Here is a 20838-nt window from a genome sequence, read left to right on the forward strand (position 1 = left end):
TTACTGCGCGGTTAGCGGGCAGCAAAGATAGTGTACAAGAGCCCCCGCCTGAAATTCGTACCTTCGCAGCGCAAATAATTAAACGCTACATGAAACTCAGTCATTTATCGGAAACTTTGATCGGTTCCGAAATTGTAAAACTCGGCGGAGAGATCAGGGAAAAGATAAGTCAGGGCGAAAAGATCTTCAACTTTACAGTCGGAGATTTTGATCCAAAAGTCTTCCCCATTCCTAAAGCGCTTGAAGATGAAATTGTGGAGGCTTACCGCCAGCATTTTACGAACTATCCTGCCGCTGAGGGCAATCTTGACCTGCGTGAGGCAGTAGCGATGTTTACAAAAGAATGGGAGAAACTTGAATATGTTCCCGGAGAAATCCTGGTCGCAGCGGGTGGCCGTCCGTTGATTTATGCCTTATTCAGGGCGATTGTAGATAAAGGAGACAAAGTCGTGTATGCCGTTCCGTCCTGGAATAACAATCATTATACCCATTTCGTCGAAGCCGAGCATGTAGTAGTTGAGGCGCGTCCGGAAAATAACTTCATGCCGACTGCCGCCGACCTGGAACCGCTGCTGAGGGGAGCAACTTTGCTGGCGCTTTGCAGTCCACAGAATCCCACTGGTACCGTGTTCAATAAGGAAGAGCTGGAAAAAATCTGTGACCTGGTTTTAGCGGAAAATGCCCGGAGAGGTGATGGTCATAAAAAGTTATATGTAATGTATGACCAGATGTACTGGCACCTGACCTATGGTGATATCAGACATTACAACCCGGTTAGTCTCCGTCCTGCGATGCGGGAATACACTGTTTTCATTGATGCGATCAGCAAAGTATTTGCAGCTACCGGGGTACGGGTAGGATGGAGTTTCGGCCCTGCGGGAATCATCAATAAAATGAAAGCTATTCTGACACACGTGGGTGCCTGGGCACCGATGGCAGAACAAAAAGCCGTTGCCAGATTCCTTTATAAAAAAGACGAAATCAGTCAATACCTGACTGCTTTCAAATCTGAAGTAGAAGAAAGGTTGCAGCGGATTTACGAGGGTCTCATCACATTGAAGAAAGCGGGTCACCAGGTTGATGCTATCGCACCACAAGCGGCTATCTACTTGACTATCAAGGTCGAACTAGTGGGAAAAACAACTGCATCAGGCAAAGTACTAGAGAGCCAGGCAGATGTATCCGCTTACCTTCTTAATGAAGCTAAACTGGCCGTTGTACCTTTTTATGCTTTCGGCGCAGCAAAAAATTCGCCCTGGTACAGGCTCAGCGTGGGAACCTGTAAGAAAGAAGATATTGACGGAATGCTGAAGTTGTTGAAGAGTGCCCTGGAGAAATTGTCCTGATATAATAATAAAGCCGCTGAATAGCGGCTTTATTATTTCCCTGCCTGCCTTCGAATCAGTTTTTATTATTCAGAAATACGAATGCTGATTCTCCTGCTGAGATGGCATGCATAATATGTTTACTGTCTGTATAAACCTTGAACCTGTTGCAATCAATAACTTCAAACACGTTGGAAAATGTACGCGGGTTCTCCACATCAAGCAGCAGACTGTGCAGTTGAGTCAACTCCTGCTCCATCGCTTCCTCATTATCACGGGCATGCTTAACCAGGACAAGCAAATCTCGATTCGGTGCTTTCATTTCATCAGATTTTAATAACCAACGAAGCCTTTATTTAAATTACATCCGCAATTCTTACCGGAACGCGTTCTATTACTTCCGGAACAGCTCGCCGCAATGCTACCAATCACCACTACAAGAATGACGTATATAAGCGCCTTCTTCATATTTTAGTTTCTAATTTAAACTTATTTCCAGATAAAAAAGTATATCGGCTTGAGTGATTTTCCAAAATTCCCCGAAAATATCCGCCCGAACTCTACGATCCTGGTGGCACCTTTGGATTGGGGATTAGGTCATTCTACCCGATGCATACCTATAATCCGGCACCTTATTCAAAGATACAACGCTAATATACTGGTTGCTGCTGACGGACCTCAGAAAGCAATAATCCAGGAATCTTATCCGGGGGTCAAATTCGTAAAACCCCCTGATTTTCAAGTCAAATACCACAAAAATCGAGCCGTAACAATTGTAAAAATGGTCATTTCGGTTACCCGATTGTTAAAGCTGATCAGGGCTGAAAGAGCGTGGATATCAGACCTAGTGAGCCGCCAACAGGTAGATTACATAATAAGTGACAACAGGTATGGGATGCATCACGACAATATTCCCAGCTATTTCATATGTCACCAGCTGCTGGTGAAGACGCCGTTCGGATTGCAGGCTGACCGGATTGTGCAAAGGAGGCTATATAAGTTTATCTCAAATTTCACGGCCTGCCTTGTTCCCGACTACCAGGATGAGCCTTCACTGGCTGGCGAGCTTTCACATCCGCAAAATCCGCCGGCGGTACCAGTATATTATATAGGACCACTTTCCCGGATTATGCCTGTTGGTACATCCGGCAACCTGCAATTGCTGGTTATTTTATCCGGCCCCGAGCCACAGAGGACGATTTTTGAGACTATGATCCTGGAGCAATGGACCGCCAGGCCAGGAAGATCGATGGTGATGGTCAGGGGGCTGCCTGAGCAGGATCCTAAATCCAGTTTTCCTTACAACAAGGCCGTTCCGAATGCGGAAATCTTCGGTCACCTGCCAACTGAAAAACTATCCGGCTTAATAGCTAATGCGGAAATAGTATTGTGCAGAAGCGGGTATAGCAGTATTATGGACCTGGTTCCAATCGGGAAAAACTGTTTCATGGTTCCGACTCCCGGCCAGATTGAACAGGAATACCTGGCTGATTTCCTGTCAGCCGACGGCCGGATACGGACTTGTCGCCAGGACAAATTTCAACTTAGCGAAGTATTGGGATTGCAGGCTCAGAACAGGATTTAGATCTTAGGAGCCAGCTTTGGGTGAGTCGAAAAACAGGAATTTATTATCAGTGGCTGGAAACTCTCTCCACAGTTTAATATCAGCCTTAACCGCAAAAATGCCACAAGTGGGCATCTCGTCAATGGTTGTGGGTGTAAGCAGGTTAACGAAAGTGGTAATACCAGGGTTATGTCCGAAGATTGCGATGGTTTTATAATCATCATTAAGTGCCCTGATCACATCAAAGTAAACATTTGCCGGGGCGTGATAAAGTTCTTCTCGGAGAATTAGTTCCTTCTCAGGACGATCATACACCCTGATAAAGTGTGTAGCTGTCTGCATCGCACGTTTTGCAGTGCTGGTAACAAATGCATCGATGCCAATTCCCTTTTTAAGCAAACGCGTTGCCATTTCAGGTGCATTTCGCTGACCCCGATCATTTAGGGGACGATCAAAATCCGGTAACGTTAAGTCACCCCAGCTACTTTTAGCATGTCTAACCACAAGAACGGTCTTCATATCCTAAAGGTAGCCGGGTTTTGTGATTCTTTAACAATCTTCGATAGGTACGGTGAGATGCTGGGTAATTTAAACAGGCCTGTTTATTGGTCCCTCATAGGTTGTGTATTAAAAACGGTCGGTCGCGTTAGAGTCACAAAAATTTTGCCAAGAACCAAAAGGCCCAGGAAATATCACTGCGTTTTCGCATAAGTATTGACGGCAATCAATACCCTCTTTCGTTCTTTCCCTCCATATAATTCATGAAAGCTTTGTTTACCACCCTGTTACCGCCTGGCGTTGGGTAGTTGCCTGTGAAGTACCAGTCACCAGTATTCGTAGGACAGGCATTATGCAGGGATTCAATTGTCTGGTAGATGACTTCAACTTTGAAGTCGATATCAGCAGGCGTGATCAATTCTGCAATTTTTTCCGAGATCTCTTCGGCGGAGAACGGTGCATAAAGTTCCTTTACCACATTCCTGCATTCAAGTTTTCCTGCGCGGGCCATTTCCTTGCAATCGTCATGAAGCTTTGTAAGCAGGCTTTCCATTCCGCGCTCTTTTATCAACTCAATAGCTGCACGAAATGCGATAAAGTCTCCCAGCTTACTCATATCAATACCATAACAGTCGGGGTACCTGATTTGTGGGGCACTGGATACAATGATGATTTTTTTAGGCTGTAGTCTTCCAAGCATCCTGACAATGCTTTCTTTCAGCGTTGTGCCCCGTACAATAGAATCGTCTATTACTACGAGTGTGTCCTGTTTAGGAACAACAGTTCCGTAGGTGATATCGTATACGTGCTGTACCATTTCATTACGGCTTGAATCTTCCGTAATGAACGTCCTCATCTTAACGTCCTTGATAGCGATCTTTTCAATCCTGATTTTGCGGTTGATCATCTCCGCGAGCTTCTCCTCATCGAAGTCCTTGCCCCATGACTGAATCCGCTGAATTTTTATTTTATTGAGATAATCTTCCATGCCTTTCAGCAGGCCATAAAATGCCACTTCAGCGGTATTGGGAATAAAGGAGAAGATGGTGTTCTTAAGGTCGTTGTCAATAGACTTCAAAACCGGGTCGCTCAGGTTATAACCCAGTTTGCTGCGTTCCCGATAAATCTTTTCATCGTTACCGCGTGAAAAATAAATCCTTTCGAAACTACAGGCCTTACGCTCCTTAGGTTCGAGTATCTGTTCAATTGCGTAGTTGCCATCGGCTGTAACGATAAGTGCCTGGCCCGGCATAAGTTCTTTCACTTCATTTTCTCCGACGTTAAAGGTCGTGCGTATCGCAGCCCTTTCGGAAGCCGCTACAATCAAATCTTCAGAAATATAGTAGTAAGACGGGCGGATACCATGTGCGTCACGCATTACGAAGCTGTCGCCGTTCCCAACCAATCCTCCTATATGATAACCTCCATCGAATAGCCTGGCTGATTTGCGCAACACTGCGGCAATATCGGGATGGTTTGGCCGGAGTTCGTCTTCCTGCACCAGGAAGTGATGCACCACTTCCATCATGGCTGCGAGGTCGCTCTGCCGTTGAAAAACTCCTGGATCAATGTTTACCAGGCCAAAAAGCTCTTCCGTATTTACCAGGTTGAAATTACCTGCAAGCGCGAGGTTCCTGGATTGAATCGTATTTCTTTTTATGAAAGGGTGGCAGAACTCCACGTTGTTTTTGCCCTGTGTGCCGTAACGGAGGTGACCGAGCATCAGTTCGCCCATAAACCTGACGTGGCCCTTCAGGAGGCCAGGGTGTTTACGGATGTCGGGTTGGTATTTTTCAAGTTCCAGGATTTCTTCACTAACCTGCCGGAAAATATCCGAGATCGCCTGGTTGGCAATACTTCTCATCCGGTGGAGGAAAGGGTATCCGGGTTCTACATTCAGTTTTACAGCAGCAATTCCTGCACCGTCCTGTCCGCGGTTGTGCTGCTTCTCCATGAGGAGGTAAAGCTTGTTCAACCCGTACATTACTGTACCATATTTTTGCTGGTAGTAAGAGAAGGGCTTTCGTAAACGAATAAAGGCAAGCCCGCATTCGTGCTTTATAGCGTCACTCATGGTTTGAATTGAGGCCGCAAAGTTAGGGAAATTCAATGTTGGTAAAAGATCGCGAGATGTTAAACATTCCTCGTATATTTCCAATAACTCCTGATGCATTGCTGACCAAACGACTGTATATCAGTCTGATCATTTTTACCCGATGCTTATCGGGAAATGATGTTTTTGCCCAGTCTTCCAAAGGCCAACCTGTTCCACTTTTTGCGTCAGACAAACCCATTCGCCTGGTTATCAACGGGAACATTACTGCGATACGGAATGACAGAGACAAACAGTCGACTTATCACCCTGTTCAACTGGAAATAGAAAACAATGAAGGTGCCTTGATAAAAATGCCGGCTAAAGTGAAGACAAGAGGGCACTACCGCAAAATCAGTAAGTTCTGCGAAAATCCGCCACTTCTTATAAACCTGAGCAAAGATGCGTCCCTGAAAGGAACGGTGATGGAGGGACAGAACAAATTGAAGCTTGTTGTTCCCTGCACCACAAATGAGCTTGTGATTCGCGAATACTTGTTGTATAAGGTTTATAATCTGTTCACAACCAATAGCCTGAATGTCAGGCTGACCCGGGTGATACTGGTAGACAGTTTGAACAGGACACCTGTTGACAGTATAACAGGCTTCCTGCTCGAACCAATTACACAAGCTGCAACGCGTAACCAAATGGTGCCGGTTGACAAAAACGGCCTGAAACCGCAATACCTGCCTCCATCTGATTTTCACCTTATGGCCGTATTCCAGTATTTCGCCGGAAATACGGACTGGTCAATCCAGTACCGCCAGAATATTGAACTTGCCAGCCATTCTGTGAACACCCCCCCAGTACCGATTCCATATGATTTTGATATGAGCGGTCTTGTCGGAGCCTCTTATGCCCGCCCACCTGAAGAACTCAATCTTTCTTCTGTTCTTCAGCGGCGTTACAGGGGTTATTGCCTTCCCTCGATGGATGCACTTGAACCTGTTTTCAAATTGTTCAATGAAAAACGGGCTGAAATCGAAAAAATATACCGTGAAACAACGGGATTATCAGACAATTACAGGAAAAGAGCCCTGGAATACATCGAAGACTTCTACAGGGTTATTAATAATCCAAGGAAAGCTGAAAAGGAATTCACTTATCCCTGCCTCCCCGAAGGCACCGGCAACATAGTCATCAAAGGCTTAAAAGAGGACTAAAAAACGGTGTTTTCACTAATTTTCACCCGACGGGTGAGTGCCGACGGGTGGCACCCGACGGGTGAAAAAGTTTTCCTTTCTTTGCCAAAAAACAAGATGGATATAAACGGTAAAATTGTTCAGCATTTAGGCGTACAGACGGGGCAAGGAAAAAACGGCACCTGGAAGAAACAGGAATTTATTCTTGAAACCGGGGACACCTACCCGAAGAAAGTGTGTATTGCAGTTTGGGGAGATAAGATTGATATGAGCCAGTTCCGGATCGGAGATGCGGTACAGGTTTCATTCGACGTTGAAAGCAGGGAATACAATGGCAGGTGGTATACAGATGTTAAAGCCTGGAAAGTAGTAGGTCAAAATGCAATGGGCGGAGCCGGCAATGCTGCACCCCCACCTTTCAGCGGTCCTATTGATCCTATGCATGAAGACGACCTGCCCTTCTGATTACACTTTGACAGTTGTCGTGACTTTGTCAGGTAATTCATTTTCCCGCGAGGCCAGCAAAGCAACCTGCTGGCCTATATGCTGAACCGCCTCATTGATTGAATTCACATAATTCTGAGTGCGGGAGTGTGTAAAGAGATTTTCGCCGAAGATGGTCACCTTGATCTCGCAGACTTTATTTTCCCTGGCATTTACCAGTTGCTCTTCCCGTAAAATGAACTCTATCCGGGATATAGATTTGTATTGATGAGACAGGCGGATCATAGCCTGCTTAATATCCTGGACCATCTCTTCATTCAGACCTTCGTGAGGTGTGTGAATCTCTATCGTCATAGTTTACTTCTTTTTCAGTCCCTGAATCAGAAAAACCAGCACTATTATAAAGTTACAGACCAATTCTGAATCATTGGCTATTTCGTGGCCTCACAGGCAATATTTAACCTTATTCAGGGGCAAAGGCACACTTTTTTAATATTGCCGGTTACAACAAACTTCAAACATATGAAGCAACTTAGGAAATTACTGTTACCCGCGATAACAGGTATCGCTCTTTCCCTTGCGCTTATTTCCTGCGACAATGCAGGGACAGACAACGCAGGAAACGACAAAACAGAAAACAAATCTTCGGAAGAAATAGCCGAAGAAAAAAATGACGCAAAATTCAACACCCGCGCCGGAGAAAAGGAAGCAAATTTTGTAACGGAAGCTGTCTCAGATCACTATGCAGCCATAAAGTTTGCACAGCTTGCCCAACAACGTTCCACTGACACTAAAGTTAAAGCTCTCGCCAGGGATCTGGAAAAAGAACAGGAAACGCAACTTTCACAATTGAAGTCACTAGCAAATGCCAAATCAATCTCAGTTCCAAACGGAGAAAACGAGGAGGTACAGAAAGAACTGTCCCGGTTAACCGATCATAAGAATTTCAGCAATGAATGGTGCAAGAAAATGATCGATGAACAGGAAGAAACTATCCGGAACTATGAAAAGGTGGCTAATGAAAGCGTGGATGCTGATATCAGAGACTGGGCTGCGAAAACGTTGCCGGACACCCGAAAAAAACTGGATGAACTTAAACAGCTTAATGAATCAAATAAATAAACATGAAAACGCTGGGAATCATACTAATTGTAGTCGGTATACTAATGCTGGTCTTTAAAGGCATCAGTTTTACAAGGGAAAAAGAAGTAGTTGACCTCGGTCCTGTCGAAATAAACAAGAAGGAGAAGGAACGAGTCAACTGGCCGCTTTATGCCGGAGTGGTAGTAACCATAGCAGGCGTGGTAATCACATTTGCGGGCAACAAGACAAGATAGACTGCGGAATTGCAACTAACCTACTTACAGCACCGGCATTAAAACACGCCGGTGCTTTCTTATTTTTCGATAATATCAGTAGATTTAATAAAACCGCTACAATGAAACGTTTGCTTTACGTTTTTCTGTCTCTACTACTGACCGCATTCGCCAATATCAAAAGCTACAGCCAGCAATCACAGATCACAGGTGCATGGACCATGAAAGCAGAAAACCTTGATCACGTGCTGCTGTTTACCAATGGACATTATTCCTATAGCGTTTACAGCGTTGAGGACAAGAAATTCCATCACACTGACGGTGGCATATGGCGTGGTGATGGAAATAATAGGGAATCCGGAAACCTGCAATTGACTACAGAATTCAACACTTCGGAAAAGTCGCTTGTTGGAAAAACGTTTACCTGCGTATATGCTATTAAGGAAGGACGCCTGGAAACAAACATAACAGGGAAACAATTGACTTTTACGCGAATAGATGCAGGCAACGGGCCATTAAATGCCACCTGGCGAATTTCTGCACGTGAACAGAACGGAGAATTGTATAATATCCCTCCGGCAGCCAGGAAGACCATAAAAATCCTGACAGGTACCCGGTTTCAATGGGCTGCCATTAACACCGAAACAGGAGAGTTTTTTGGAACCGGTGGTGGCACTTATTCTTTTACAGATGGTCGTTATACTGAAAAGATCGAATTCTTTTCACGTGATGGCAGCCGGGTTGGGATGCAATTGTCATTTGAAGGTAGCGTAAAGGAAGACAAATGGCAGCACAGGGGTAAAAGTTCAAAAGGTGATCCGATCTACGAGGTTTGGACAAAGGAAGATTAGGCCTTCGGCTTGTCCTTGTTTTTATCAGCGCCCGAAGCCGAGAAGATGCTTTCTATGGTATGTGCAAGACCCGACATCGGTCCTTCCATTTTATTTGCCCTGTCATCAATTGTTGAATCCTGTAACAGGTAACCCATCTGGAGATCCTCAGGCAAATGAGACAGGATATCATGCCTTTGAGACGAGAAATATTGCTGAACTGTGTCCGGCTTTAAAGTACTGCCGAGTTCGTTTCTCAAAAACCGCAAGGTCTCGTCCGCAACAGCATCCATTACATTCTTCGCCTGCCCGGTTCCTACGCCTGCATATTGCGCAACTCGTTGCATCGCTGTCTGCTGCAGATCACCCAACACAAAGTCAAGTGGTGAGATATTTTTGTTGTACGAGGCAATTCCGGCTGCACCTTCGGGTGTGCGGGTAAATTTGTAAAATGCTACCAGTACAGCGGGCACAGATGCCTGGGCTAGAAGATCATACTTGTGACGGTGATCTTTGTCGTCTATCGCCTGTGTGTTGGGATCAATCTTTTGAATGTGTGCACCAAGGTACTCCCTGAGGTGCAGTATAATATTCTTCGCCATAACTGATGTTTAACGTGATGATTTAATGAGACAGTACATGATGTGGGTACACTGTTTCGCCTACTTGTCTGCCTGAGATCCATTCATTGAATCCATCAAACATGCGTTGGAAAAAATTCCTCCTGGCAATTCTTCCTGCTTCCTTTACAGTTGCCTGGAAAATTCTGAATCGCACGATCAGTCCGTGGTAACGGAGCGCCTTGGCCATTCCATATGAGATCTTGGTACAACGGGTCCAATCGATAGGATCCCGAAGTAGCTCAGCTTTTCCATTGGCTTCGACGTAACAATCCCTGCCCTTTTCATACAACCTGATTCTGGCAGGTGACTCAGTTTCATAGAGACCAGTGTCGTCAACGGAAATATGGAAAAGAAACCAACAACATCCGCTGTCGTCAACATCCAGCAAACGGGCTATTCCATTGGGCAATTTCCATTCTTTGTCGCTCAGGTTAAAAAACAGGCAATGCTGAAAGCTATTCATCAATTGCTGTAATGTATTATAAGTGGTCATATAACAGTCGTTTCCCGGATACTTAAAAAAAGAGTACCATTTCAGTAAATCAAGTCCAGCGTTAACGGATGTAGAATTTCTTTCCCGGATACAGAACCGGATTTGTAAAGAGATGTGTATTTGCTTCGCTGGAATAAGATTTTAAAGAATCCCGGGATAAACCATAATATCATGGAAAAACTAAAAGCAGTAAAGGCTTTGGGTGCAATGCGCAGCCTTGCTTATTGCATGGAAAAAGCAATTCATAACGGCTTCACGGCAAATTTCAACGTGATGGATGGTTTATTGTACCATGCAGATAGTGGAAAATCCTATCAACCAGACCAGGTACATGTTGTTGACTTCTATCGTTTCGAAGGAGTATCTGACCCTGACGATAATGACATCCTTTACCTCATACGAACTAACGATGGCAGAAGAGGGACCCTGGCTGATGCGTATGGAATCTATGCTAGTCAAGATGTCGGTGAATTCTTTATCGAGGTAGAAGATATTCAAAAGAAGAAGGCGGTTGCTGACTAATACCGGCAATTGGAAATCGTATCACGTTAAATCAAAAACGGCTAAAAAACGTAGTGCATGCACTACGTTTTTTTTATCCATTCCAGGCACCACATAAAAAAGGCCATTACTACAATGGCCTTGCGTGAGATATATAGAACCAAGATTCTATTCCACGCCCCGGCGAATCAAACTCAGTAAGATCGAAACAATTGCCAGTACCAGCAGAATATGAATCAGACCTGATGCGCTATAAACGAACACCCCCAACAACCAGCCTATTATCAATATTACCGCGATGATATATAGTATGCTTCTCATAACATGACCTTTTATAGTGAATAAATTGGTTTGTTCCCACATGAAAAAAAATGATGCCGGTAACACTTGAACGGAGCGAGATAATCATTCCTGACCAAACTGTAGAAAGTTCTCAACGAAACGGGTAAGAAATCAGAGTATAAGGAAACATTTATTGCGGCATAGTTTATTACTGTTTCCTGTTGATGAAAAGAATAGGCGACTTTTTCAGGCTCATTAAAACGGCAGCAAAATCTTTTATTGAAGATGACGCAATGAAGCTAAGCGCTTCACTATCGTATTACACAGTATTCGCCCTGGGACCCGTATTATTACTGATCATTTCACTGGCAGGTATCTTTTGGGGAAGGGAAGCACTTGAAGGAAAGATCTTTCATGAGATCCGGGGACTGGTAGGAAATTCTGCAGCTTACCAGGTTCAGCATATGATTGGTAGCCTCGCAAGGTCTGAAAACACAACAGCCGGCGCTGTTGTCGGCATCATAATGCTGGTTATCGGAGCCACGGGAGTATTCACTGAAATCCAGAGTTCAATCAATTATATTTGGTCGATCAGGGCGAAACCGAAAAAAGGATTGGTTCGCCTGCTGCTGAACAGGCTGATTTCCTTCTCTCTCGTGGTTGCCACCAGTTTTATCCTGTTGGTTGCCCTGATCATCAACGCCCTGGTCGAACTCCTGAACGATAAGCTGGCATCAATATTTCCCGATACGGCTGTGATCATCTTTAATATCCTCAACTATATTACCATCTATGTCGTGATTACGGCATTGTTCACAATAATATTCAGGGTGCTGCCTGATGCATCAATATCCTGGAAGGACGCCATACGGGGAGCTGCCTTCACTGCGATACTCTTCCTGCTGGGAAAGTTTGCCATTGGATTCTATATTGGCAATGCTTCCTTTGGTAAAACATACGGCACAGCAGCATCCATTATCATCATCCTGGTATGGGTGTATTATTCTTCCGTAATCCTTTACTTCGGCGCCTCATTCACAAAAGCATATTCCCTCCGATACGGCAGCGGAATCAAACCGGATAAGTCTGCCGTATTCATCATCAAGCGGGAATCGAAGGAAGTCCCGGTTAATTAACCAACATGGATCTGCGCTCACACAGCCCTTACTGGCTGCTCAAAAATGGTTTGATGTCAAATTACCCATCGTTGTCATCAAACCACCGGACAGATATTGCAATAATAGGAGCAGGCATCAGTGGGGCATTGGTGGCATGGCATCTTTGCCGTGCCGGATTTGATGTCACTGTTGTAGACAAGCGGCACGTTGGAATGGGCAGCACTGCGGCAAGCACGGCACTGCTTCAATATGAGATTGACATGCCACTGCACCGGCTGATTCCACTTGTAGGAGAAAAGTCCGCCGCCAGGAGTTACCAGCTGTGTGCCGAAGCCATTAAAAAGCTGGAAGAAATTTGCCGACGATTTGACAACAATTCCGGTTTCCGCTTCCGGCCAAGTCTCCAGGTTGCATCCTATAAAAAAGATGTTGCAGACCTGACCAGGGAATACCGGTTAAGGAAAACGATTGGATTTAAACTACAGTTATGGGAAAGCAAAGAAATAAAAAACAAAATGGGATTTGATGCTGATGCGGCTCTTTATTCCACTCTTGGTGCAGAAATGGATGCCTACCATCTTACCCACCAACTGCTTGACAGCTGCCGGCGCCAGGATGCTGCTGTTTTTGACAATACGAGGGTTACGGCCATCAAACATTTAAAGAAAGGCATTGAACTAAAAACAGAAACAGGAGCAATGATCCACGCCCGGCATCTCGTGATCGCCAGCGGGTACGAATCCCAGCAATATATCCCGTTCAAGGTGCAGGACCTACATGCAACATATGCTTTGGTCAGCGAGCCTATGCCGGATATAACCCTGTGGCACAGGAGATGCCTTATCTGGGAAACTGCCGACCCTTACATGTACATGCGGACGACTGATGATCACCGGATTCTTATCGGTGGTAAAGATGACAATTTTTACAACCCCGATAAACGGGACTCCCGCATCCCTTTAAAAACAAAACAATTGATTAAGTCTTTCAGTAAAAAGTTCCCAACCATTCCCCTCAAACCAGATTTCCAATGGTCAGGAACCTTTGCTTCAACAAAAGATGGCTTACCCTACATTGGAAGTATCAGGCAAAGGCCGCATACTTTTTTCGCCCTGGGATTCGGCGGAAATGGAATCACATTCAGCCTGATCGCAGCCGAACTGATCACGTCATACCTGTCGGGACAAGAAGACGCGGATTTAAAAATCTTCTCCTTTAACCGTTAAAAGAAATATATGGAACGCATTACCATGCTTCAGTTCTTTCATTGGTACTATCCGGCTGACGGTTCACTATACCATTTCCTTTCTGACCAGGCAGATCAACTGAAACAAAAAGGATTCAACGCTGTATGGCTTCCACCTGCATACAAAGGTTCACGAGGAGGTGAATCGGAGGGTTATGATACTTACGATCTGTTTGACCTCGGTGAATTTAACCAGAAAGGCAGCGTACGCACAAAGTATGGGTCGAAGAAAGAATATATCGCTGCCATCCGGAAATGTCACAAAGCAGGATTAAAGGTCATTGCTGATGTGGTATTTAACCATAAGCATGGCGCTGACGAGCTGGAAAAGATAATGGTGCGGAAAGTCAATCCAGAGAACCGGGAAGAATTTATCAGCGATCAGATGGAAATCGAAGCCTGGACTAAATTCACGTTTCCGGGAAGAAAAGGAAAATACTCGCGTTTCATCTGGGATCACCGGTGCTTTTCTGGCATCGACCATTCTCATAGCCCGGATGAGCAGGGAGTTTTCTCCATCCTTAACGAATATGGGGAAGGGTGGGAAGAGCTGATTGAACAGGAGCTGGGAAATTACGATTTCCTGATGGGAGCCGATGTAGAATTCAGAAATCCTGCAGTCCGGGAAGAATTGAAATATTGGGGAACCTGGTGTCTTCAGAAAACGGGAGTTAATGGTTTCCGTTTAGATGCCATTAAACATATGACACCAAATATTGTAAATGAATGGGTCGATCATGTACAACATTCGACACCGGAACATCTATTTGTTGTGGGCGAATATTGGCAAGGCGATAACGCCGATGCCCTGAAGCAATATATTGAAGTAACCGGCGGAAGAGTCCAGCTTTTCGATGCCCCGCTTCATTATAATTTCCATACGGCAGGCAAGGAAGGAAAATCATATGATCTTTGCAAGATCTTCGACAATACGCTGGTAGGAATCATTCCACTCCTGGCAGTAACTCTGGTTGATAACCATGACACTCAGCCATTACAAAGCCTGGAATCTCCGGTTGACCAGTGGTTCAAACCGCTTGCATACTCAATCATCCTTTTGCGGGAGCAGGGTACTCCCTGCGTCTTTTTTCCTGCATTATATGGTGCCACGTATAAAGATAAAGGAGGTGATGGGAATGAATACGAGATCCATTTAGCGAAGGTTGAAGAACTCGAAGCCCTTCTCCTACTTCGGAACAGAGCTGCCCACGGTGAGCAGCGGGATTATCTCGATCATCCAAATTGCATTGGGTGGATCCGGGCAGGACACGAATCCGTACCCAACAGTGGGCTCGCCGTGTTGCTTTCGAACGGTGACGATGGATTCAAATACATGGAAATGGGAACCGCAAATGCGGGGAAAAAAATGGTCGATGCTCTTAAAAAGCGTGACCAGATAATCACATTGGACGAAAAAGGCGGGGCAAACTTCTTTTGTCCCGCCGGATCCGTCTCAGTATGGGTTTTTGAAGGGCTGGCATAGAATTTTAAGTATGATCTGGAGACTTTGGATCTATTACGGTATACCCGATTCATCCGCACCCTGGAAGAACATATATCCATACCCAAAGGGTTTGCAAACTGTGGTTGATAAGAACAGGATTTACGAAATAAGTTTTAGGCCATCAAGGGACATATGCATAAAGAAGCGGGATTGGAAAATTAGTTGTAAACCTAAAAAACGTACTTATGAATCAGCCTAGGAAAAACAGGTTAATACCCGTACTCATGATTGCTGCGATGCTTTCGGGAGTAGTAGCCCGTTCCCAGGAACAACAGACACAGGTGGAACCAAGATTATCGACAAAAGCAGGATTTAAAGGCGGAATTAACCTTAGCAATTTTTACAACGACGATATTAATGACAACAATCTGAAGGCTGGACTAAATGCGGGACTATTTGCTAAACTTCCTGTCTCGAAAGGCTTTTCCATTCAACCGGAATTGTTATACAGCAACAAAGGAAGTAAAACTAAGTATGATAATGTTTTGATGGGTAAGGGTGAGGTTCGGACAAATTTGCATTATGTGGAACTACCTGTACTTGGAGTGTTCAATATCGTACCCAATTTTAATATCCATATGGGACCATACATCAGTTACCTGGCTGCAGTCAATATCAGGGATATGGAATCAGATGGATCATCTGATGAGATCGCTGACCTTGATGCAGATAATTTCAACAGGTTTGATTACGGTGTTGCCGGAGGAGTTGGAATTGATTTACAGAATGTGTCCTTAGGCGCCAGGTATACGATCGGGTTAAATGAAATAGGCAAATCCGGAAGCGTTAGTGGCGAGGCTTTCAAAGGAATAAAAAATACAAACCTTAGTTTTTACGTTGGCGTTGGTTTTTAGGGTTGGGGGTCCAGTACCTGTTAAATGTCCCGCTGTTGGTGCGGGACATTTATTTTTCCAGTCTGATTTAAATGGCTATCACTCCTGGTGAAGCGGGAGATTGATGGTAAAGGTCGTTCCTTTCCCGAGTGCAGAATTAACATCAATGTACCCCTTATGGGACTGTATAATATTCAGCGTGGATGCCAATCCCAATCCCATCCCATTTCGTTTTGATGTATAATAAGGTTCGAACAGGCGGCCCAGGTTTTCGTCGGAGATACCGCAGCCGCTGTCCATAACTTCAATAATTGCGAGCCCTTCCTTGCGGTCAATCCTTATATAAAGATGCCGGCCTTCTTCCGGTTGTTCTTCCATCGCTTCCACAGCATTGACAATTATATTGATAATGGCTATTTTCAATTTTTCCATGTCAGCAAGCACATATAACGGTTCCTGCAGGATGTGACTTTCAACTTTTACCTGTTTCAACCTGATGCTGTCTGCACAGATAGCCATTACTTCCTCCATGAGATTCTGAAGGCAGATAACTTTCAGTTCTATATCTGTCGGTCGTGCACTATTCAGCAATTCAGCAATGATGTTACTTATCCGGATACTGTTCCGCCTGATGACATTTATATACAGAAGGCTCCCTTCATCATTTACTTCCTGCATCATTTGTTCCGCAGACAATGTGATATTATTGAGCGGATTCCTTACTTCATGAGCAAGCGTTCTGACGAGCCGGCCGGTCGCAGCAAGTTTTTCAGCCTGCAAGGTCAGCCATTCATTCTTCCTGAGGTTGGTTATGTCGTGCAGGATACCCTGGATGTATGACTGACCTTCTTCATCCGTTTCGACGGAGGCTGAAAGGATACACGACTTTTTTTCGCCTGAGCCGGTTTTTACGTCAACCTCCCTGTCATTTATTCCACGACCTGCCTGCAATAACTGGCGCAACCTGGCAGAAGTCAGTTCATCATCTATGATTTCCGGCAATTCGAGATTATAAAGTGTCTCTGTTGAATAACCCAACAGGTTCTTGGCGGCGGGATTAACATCCCTGAACTTAAGGTCCATGTCGGCTATGAATACCGCATCCATTGACTGCTCAAAAATATTGCGGTATTTCCGTTCGTTCCTTTTGATAGCATTTACATAGGATGACCGTTCAAGAGCATACCGGATTGTCCGTTCCAGCTTTTCGGTATTCAATTCCGATTTCACCAGGTAGTCGAATGCGCCAAGCTTCATGGCTTCACGGTCGATTGCCCTGTTTCCCTTCCCCGTCAGTAAAATAATCGGCTCTTCACATTTCGAAGCTATAGCTTCCTTCAACAACTCCACACCCGTTTTTGCACCTAGCCGGTAGTCGACAAAATAAATATCAAAGGCGTGTTCCTTCATGTAGGAAAGCGCCTGCTGGTAGGTGTTAGCCCAGGCAATTTCGAATTGCCCTTCCTCAATTTCCCTGATGTACTCGCTGGTAATAAAATAATCGTCCTGATCATCATCGACAAGGAGGATGCGTGTTTTCTTCTGGAGAAATGGCGACATTCAGCGGTGTTATTGTTTATCTGGTAAAATTACACTGAATACAGCACCATCACCATCGATTCCACGGGCGAAGATCTGACCGCTATGCCGTTCAGCAATTCTTTTGCAAATTGCCAGTCCGATGCCCGATCCCGGATATTCTGATTTGCCATGTAGTCGTTGGAAAATCTGGAATATCCGCTGATCGTATTCCTGGTCAAACCCTATACCATTGTCGGCTATATCTACCTGGTAATAGTTTCTATCTGTTGACAGAAGGTGCTTTTCCTTTTCTTTCCTGTTAAGTTTTGTCGCCTTTACCTGTATAAGCGGTCTCACCTGCGGCTTTCTGAATTTCAATGCATTTCCTAACAGGTTGTTGAACATCTGGCGGAGCTGCGATGGTATTCCTTCAATCTGCGGCAATTGATCAACTGAAATTGTAGCGCCTGACTCATCGATTGGCAGCTCAAGGTCAGACATTGCTTCATCTACAACTTCATTAAGGTTTGTTGATTCAAACTGTTGTGCAGTCCGTGTTACACGGGAAAGTTCCAGCAGGTTTTCAATCAGGTTACGCATACTCTCAGAAGCTGTTTCCATTCTTTCAATATACATCCTGCCTTCGTCACCCAGCTTGTCTCCATATTTATTCATGAGTCTCGACCCGAATGTGGTAATCTTCCGCAGGGGTTCCTGGAGATCATGAGATGCGGCATATGCAAATTCTTCCAACTCCTTGTTGGACCTGTTTAACTCACGTACGTGACGCTTCAATTCATTTTCAACCTGTTTTACCCTCGTCACATCCCTGATGTTGCCCACAACCCTTATTGGGGTATTGTTATCGTCCACCAGGACATTCCCCTTTGAGTTAACGGTCTTATGATTTCCCCTTTCAGTGATTATATCATACTCAACTTCAAATTCACCGTTATTCGTTATGGCGGAGGCTACAGCCGATTCTAGCTTTTCCCTGTCCTCTTCAACAACATGCTGCAGGTACCAGTCATAATTCACACCCGGCTTATCCGCATCTCGCTCTACTTCAAAAATTTCATAAAGCCCATCAGACAGATTTGCACTTCGGTCTTTCACATCCCAGACAAATATGCCATAGTTCAACATTCTTTCAGTCTGCTTTTGTAGCTCTTTGTTGGCCTTGTATTCAAGGACCTGGTAATAGTTCTCCGAAATGTCCATGTCAATGCCTGTAAGTTTTACAATATTTCCTGACGCATCACGAACCGGCCGGCCCATAGCATTTATATATAATTTCCTTCCATCCCTGGTTTGGATAGAAAAATCCATCCGGTATTCATTTCCTGTTGACAGGGCCTCTTTCACTTTGAGATGTAGTTTGTTTCTATCGCCTTCATTAACATGCCTGTAAAAAAGATCCGGAGATATTTCAGGCAATTCTTCACGCGTATACCCGAGCAATACATACATCCCTTCAGACCATTCGGTTCTTTCGGAAACCGGATCCCAGTTCCACAGGCCGATCTTCAACATGCTTTCTGTATTATCAATTATTTTCCGTGCAGCAACTTTATCAAGTTCTGACTGCACGTTGTTGGTTATGTCCTGCGCAATAAACAGAAGTGATGATGCCCCACCCGATTTATTTCTGCTGAGTATGGTACCAACGGTTTTAAAATATCGACAGTCACCGGCTTTATTTGCGTACCGGCAATTATAAGTGTGAGTGTTATCATCGCCGAGCGAGAGATATTTTTCCAGCTCGGAGCGAACAAGTTCGCGGTCTTCTTCCAATATGAGACTGCTGAAATCGTTATGCATATCTCCAAGATCTTCCCACGCGTAACCCAACAGTTCACTTACCCTGCGATTGATAAAACGCATCTTCTTCTTCTCTGCATCATACACGTAAATGATCACCGGAAAAAGGTCCGTGATCTGCTGCACCAGCGATTCATTACTTTCTCCGGTTGCAAGTAGGTCTCTCAGTTTCTGGATGGGAAAAATGTCGTTTTCAGAATCCATTAGAGATTATTGAATTGCTGGTATTGCTTCATCTTGTTATATAAGGTCTTGCGGTCAATATTCAATAATTTGGCTGCTTTTGTCTTGTTGAAGTTGGACTGCTTCAACGCTTCAATAATCATTTCATATTCTGCATCGATGCTTACAGACTTCAGTGATTGCTCATTTAGGACCGGTCTAACAGGATGTTGCGCACCGCCTTCGACAATACGTGGTATGGCGGCCTGTGACTCATAGTGTGCCTGGCCGTCGAAGTTCAATTTGTTATAGTAAGTTATTTCAAAAGGCAGGGATTGTATTTCTACATAACTTCCGTCGGTAAGCAAGGCTGCCCTTTTCACGACATTCCTTAATTCGCGAAGGTTGCCATACCACGGATAGCTGTTAAATACCTGCTGTACCTCACGACTGAAATCAATGATACTTTTACCAAGTTCCGCATTTGTCGTGGCAAGAAAGTGCCGTGCATACAGTAAGACATCATCAACTCTTTCACGCAGTGGCGGAAGGCTTATACTGAACTCATTGAAACGATGGTACAGGTCTTCGCGGAACTTGCCGTTCCTGGCCGCATCCCATAATTTTTCATTGCTGGCCACAATTATCCTTAGATCAAGGTCGATGTCTTTATTGCCTCCTACTCTACGGATCTTACGTTCCTGGACCACCCGCAATAATGCCACCTGGATGTCATAAGGAAGGTTCCCAATCTCATCAAGAAATACAGTACCTCCGTCTGCCAGTTCAAGACTTCCTATCTTCAGGTTCAATGCGCCGGTAAATGATCCCTTCTCATGACCAAACAATTCACTTCCTGCGAGCTCCTTTGAAAGTGCACCACAATCAATTGCAATAAACGGCTTATTCCGCCGGTTACTTTGTTCATGGATCTTGTTTGCGATCGCTTCCTTTCCGCTGCCGCTCTCGCCATAAATAATGACGCTGTAGTTTGTAGGAGACACCAGCTCAATCTGCTTGATTATATTCTTCATTTCAGGGGATGACCCGAAAATGTATTTGTCCTTCGGTGGCGGCGGCACCTTAGGATCCCTTGATGCTGCCTGTACGACCGGCGCAGGTTTCTTTTCAGGCTGACTCGCCGTTACACCGGTTTGAGGCGATTCAAGAGCTTTCCTGATGGTGACCAGGATTTCATCAGGGAATACCGGCTTGGTCACATAATCGAATGCGCCCAGTTTTAGCACTTCGACTGCAAGCTTGACATCGCTATACCCGGTGATAATGATGAAAGGTATGTCCGGATACATTTCACGGGTTCGGGTGAGCACCTGCTTGCCATCCATGTCTTCCAACCGGAAGTCACAAAGGACAAGGTCAGGCCTGTTTTGTGCAAGATAATCGAGCGCCTTTTTGCCGTTGTAAATTTCCATTACGTCAAACCCCTGTCTTGTCAGGAAGCGGTTGAGTAGCATACACATATCCCTGTCATCATCTATTACCAGAATTTTCTGCATGTCGTC

General features: G+C 44.8%; 22 protein-coding genes. 12 read left to right on the forward strand and 10 right to left on the reverse strand.

Annotated features, from left to right (window positions below):
• Positions 1–89 precede the first annotated feature (89 nt).
• Positions 90–1346: a pyridoxal phosphate-dependent aminotransferase gene (locus OI18_RS00675; protein WP_039136144.1), complete on the forward strand. Its 1257-nt coding sequence runs from the start codon at positions 90–92 to the stop codon at positions 1344–1346.
• Positions 1347–1401: 55 nt separating this feature from the next.
• On the opposite strand, the gene OI18_RS00680 is transcribed toward OI18_RS00675, so the two are convergent.
• Complete coding sequence (locus tag OI18_RS00680) at positions 1402–1647, reverse strand: hypothetical protein (protein ID WP_039136145.1); 246 nt, start codon at positions 1645–1647, stop codon at positions 1402–1404.
• Positions 1648–2106: 459 nt separating this feature from the next.
• Between OI18_RS00680 and OI18_RS00685 the strand changes: the two genes are divergently transcribed.
• Positions 2107–2910, forward strand: coding sequence for a glycosyltransferase (locus OI18_RS00685; protein WP_152616685.1), 804 nt, complete (start codon positions 2107–2109; stop codon positions 2908–2910).
• A gap of 3 nt (positions 2911–2913) precedes the next feature.
• Here OI18_RS00685 and OI18_RS00690 read toward each other — a convergent pair whose 3' ends face one another.
• Both OI18_RS00690 and OI18_RS00695 read right to left on the reverse strand, forming a co-directional pair.
• Positions 2914–3408 (reverse strand): SixA phosphatase family protein, encoded by a 495-nt coding sequence (locus OI18_RS00690; RefSeq protein WP_039136147.1) that lies wholly within the window; start codon positions 3406–3408, stop codon positions 2914–2916.
• Between the two features lie 205 nt (positions 3409–3613).
• Positions 3614–5461, reverse strand: coding sequence for an amidophosphoribosyltransferase (locus OI18_RS00695; protein WP_039136149.1), 1848 nt, complete (start codon positions 5459–5461; stop codon positions 3614–3616).
• A gap of 56 nt (positions 5462–5517) precedes the next feature.
• Here OI18_RS00695 and OI18_RS00700 point away from each other — a divergent pair, with 56 nt between their 5' ends.
• Positions 5518–6642, forward strand: a complete 1125-nt coding sequence (locus tag OI18_RS00700) for a hypothetical protein (RefSeq protein ID WP_152616686.1) — start codon at positions 5518–5520, stop codon at positions 6640–6642.
• Positions 6643–6648: 6 nt separating this feature from the next.
• On the forward strand, positions 6649–7086 hold the full coding sequence (locus tag OI18_RS00705) for a DUF3127 domain-containing protein (protein WP_240312688.1): 438 nt from the start codon (positions 6649–6651) through the stop codon (positions 7084–7086).
• Here the strand turns inward: OI18_RS00705 and OI18_RS00710 are convergent, their stop codons facing one another.
• Complete coding sequence (locus OI18_RS00710) at positions 7087–7419, reverse strand: hypothetical protein (protein WP_039136153.1); 333 nt, start codon at positions 7417–7419, stop codon at positions 7087–7089.
• Positions 7420–7587: 168 nt separating this feature from the next.
• Between OI18_RS00710 and OI18_RS00715 the strand changes: the two genes are divergently transcribed.
• From OI18_RS00715 to OI18_RS00725, 3 genes are all read left to right on the forward strand, one after another.
• Positions 7588–8187: a DUF4142 domain-containing protein gene (locus OI18_RS00715; RefSeq protein WP_039136154.1), complete on the forward strand. Its 600-nt coding sequence runs from the start codon at positions 7588–7590 to the stop codon at positions 8185–8187.
• Between the two features lie 2 nt (positions 8188–8189).
• Entirely contained in the window at positions 8190–8402 is a 213-nt protein-coding gene (locus OI18_RS00720; RefSeq protein WP_039136156.1) for a hypothetical protein, read from the forward strand.
• 101 nt (positions 8403–8503) lie between these two features.
• Positions 8504–9232, forward strand: a complete 729-nt coding sequence (locus OI18_RS00725; protein ID WP_039136158.1) for a hypothetical protein — start codon at positions 8504–8506, stop codon at positions 9230–9232.
• Here OI18_RS00725 and OI18_RS00730 read toward each other — a convergent pair.
• A complete protein-coding gene (locus OI18_RS00730) occupies positions 9229–9813 on the reverse strand; it encodes a DUF937 domain-containing protein (RefSeq protein ID WP_039136160.1) in 585 nt (194 codons plus the stop codon). The two genes, OI18_RS00725 and OI18_RS00730, sit on opposite strands and share 4 nt — an antisense overlap.
• Positions 9814–9835: 22 nt before the next feature.
• Positions 9836–10327 carry a hypothetical protein gene (locus tag OI18_RS00735; protein WP_039136162.1) on the reverse strand — a complete coding sequence of 164 codons (492 nt, stop codon included), beginning with the start codon at positions 10325–10327 and terminating at the stop codon, positions 9836–9838.
• 171 nt (positions 10328–10498) lie between these two features.
• Here OI18_RS00735 and OI18_RS00740 point away from each other — a divergent pair, with 171 nt between their 5' ends.
• On the forward strand, positions 10499–10849 hold the full coding sequence (locus tag OI18_RS00740) for a hypothetical protein (RefSeq protein WP_152616687.1): 351 nt from the start codon (positions 10499–10501) through the stop codon (positions 10847–10849).
• 147 nt (positions 10850–10996) lie between these two features.
• Here OI18_RS00740 and OI18_RS00745 read toward each other — a convergent pair whose 3' ends face one another.
• The gene (locus tag OI18_RS00745; protein ID WP_152616688.1) at positions 10997–11149 is read right to left on the reverse strand and encodes a lmo0937 family membrane protein; all 153 of its coding nucleotides are present in this window, start codon (positions 11147–11149) and stop codon (positions 10997–10999) included.
• A gap of 185 nt (positions 11150–11334) precedes the next feature.
• Between OI18_RS00745 and OI18_RS00750 the strand changes: the two genes are divergently transcribed.
• From OI18_RS00750 to OI18_RS00765, 4 genes are all read left to right on the forward strand, one after another.
• Entirely contained in the window at positions 11335–12246 is a 912-nt protein-coding gene (locus OI18_RS00750) for a YihY/virulence factor BrkB family protein (RefSeq protein ID WP_039136166.1), read from the forward strand.
• A gap of 53 nt (positions 12247–12299) precedes the next feature.
• Complete coding sequence (locus OI18_RS00755; RefSeq protein WP_160290177.1) at positions 12300–13454, forward strand: NAD(P)/FAD-dependent oxidoreductase; 1155 nt, start codon at positions 12300–12302, stop codon at positions 13452–13454.
• 9 nt (positions 13455–13463) lie between these two features.
• Positions 13464–14957 (forward strand): alpha-amylase, encoded by a 1494-nt coding sequence (gene amyA / locus OI18_RS00760; RefSeq protein ID WP_039136171.1) that lies wholly within the window; start codon positions 13464–13466, stop codon positions 14955–14957.
• 206 nt (positions 14958–15163) lie between these two features.
• Positions 15164–15832, forward strand: coding sequence for a porin family protein (locus OI18_RS00765; protein ID WP_052272741.1), 669 nt, complete (start codon positions 15164–15166; stop codon positions 15830–15832).
• Between the two features lie 78 nt (positions 15833–15910).
• On the opposite strand, the gene OI18_RS00770 is transcribed toward OI18_RS00765, so the two are convergent.
• Genes OI18_RS00770 through OI18_RS00780 form a run of 3 tightly spaced genes read right to left on the reverse strand, consistent with a single transcriptional unit; the run spans position 15911 to position 20832 of the window.
• The gene (locus OI18_RS00770) at positions 15911–17371 is read right to left on the reverse strand and encodes a hybrid sensor histidine kinase/response regulator (protein WP_039136172.1); all 1461 of its coding nucleotides are present in this window, start codon (positions 17369–17371) and stop codon (positions 15911–15913) included.
• A 9-nt stretch (positions 17372–17380) separates the two neighbouring features.
• Entirely contained in the window at positions 17381–19357 is a 1977-nt protein-coding gene (locus OI18_RS23515) for a sensor histidine kinase (protein WP_052272742.1), read from the reverse strand.
• Positions 19357–20832 (reverse strand): sigma-54-dependent transcriptional regulator, encoded by a 1476-nt coding sequence (locus OI18_RS00780; protein ID WP_039136173.1) that lies wholly within the window; start codon positions 20830–20832, stop codon positions 19357–19359. The genes OI18_RS23515 and OI18_RS00780 overlap by 1 nt, the downstream gene beginning before the upstream one ends.
• Positions 20833–20838: the final 6 nt, after the last annotated feature.

It is taken from the genome of Flavihumibacter solisilvae, assembly GCF_000814475.1.
Taxonomy (GTDB): Bacteria; Bacteroidota; Bacteroidia; order Chitinophagales; family Chitinophagaceae; genus Flavihumibacter; species Flavihumibacter solisilvae.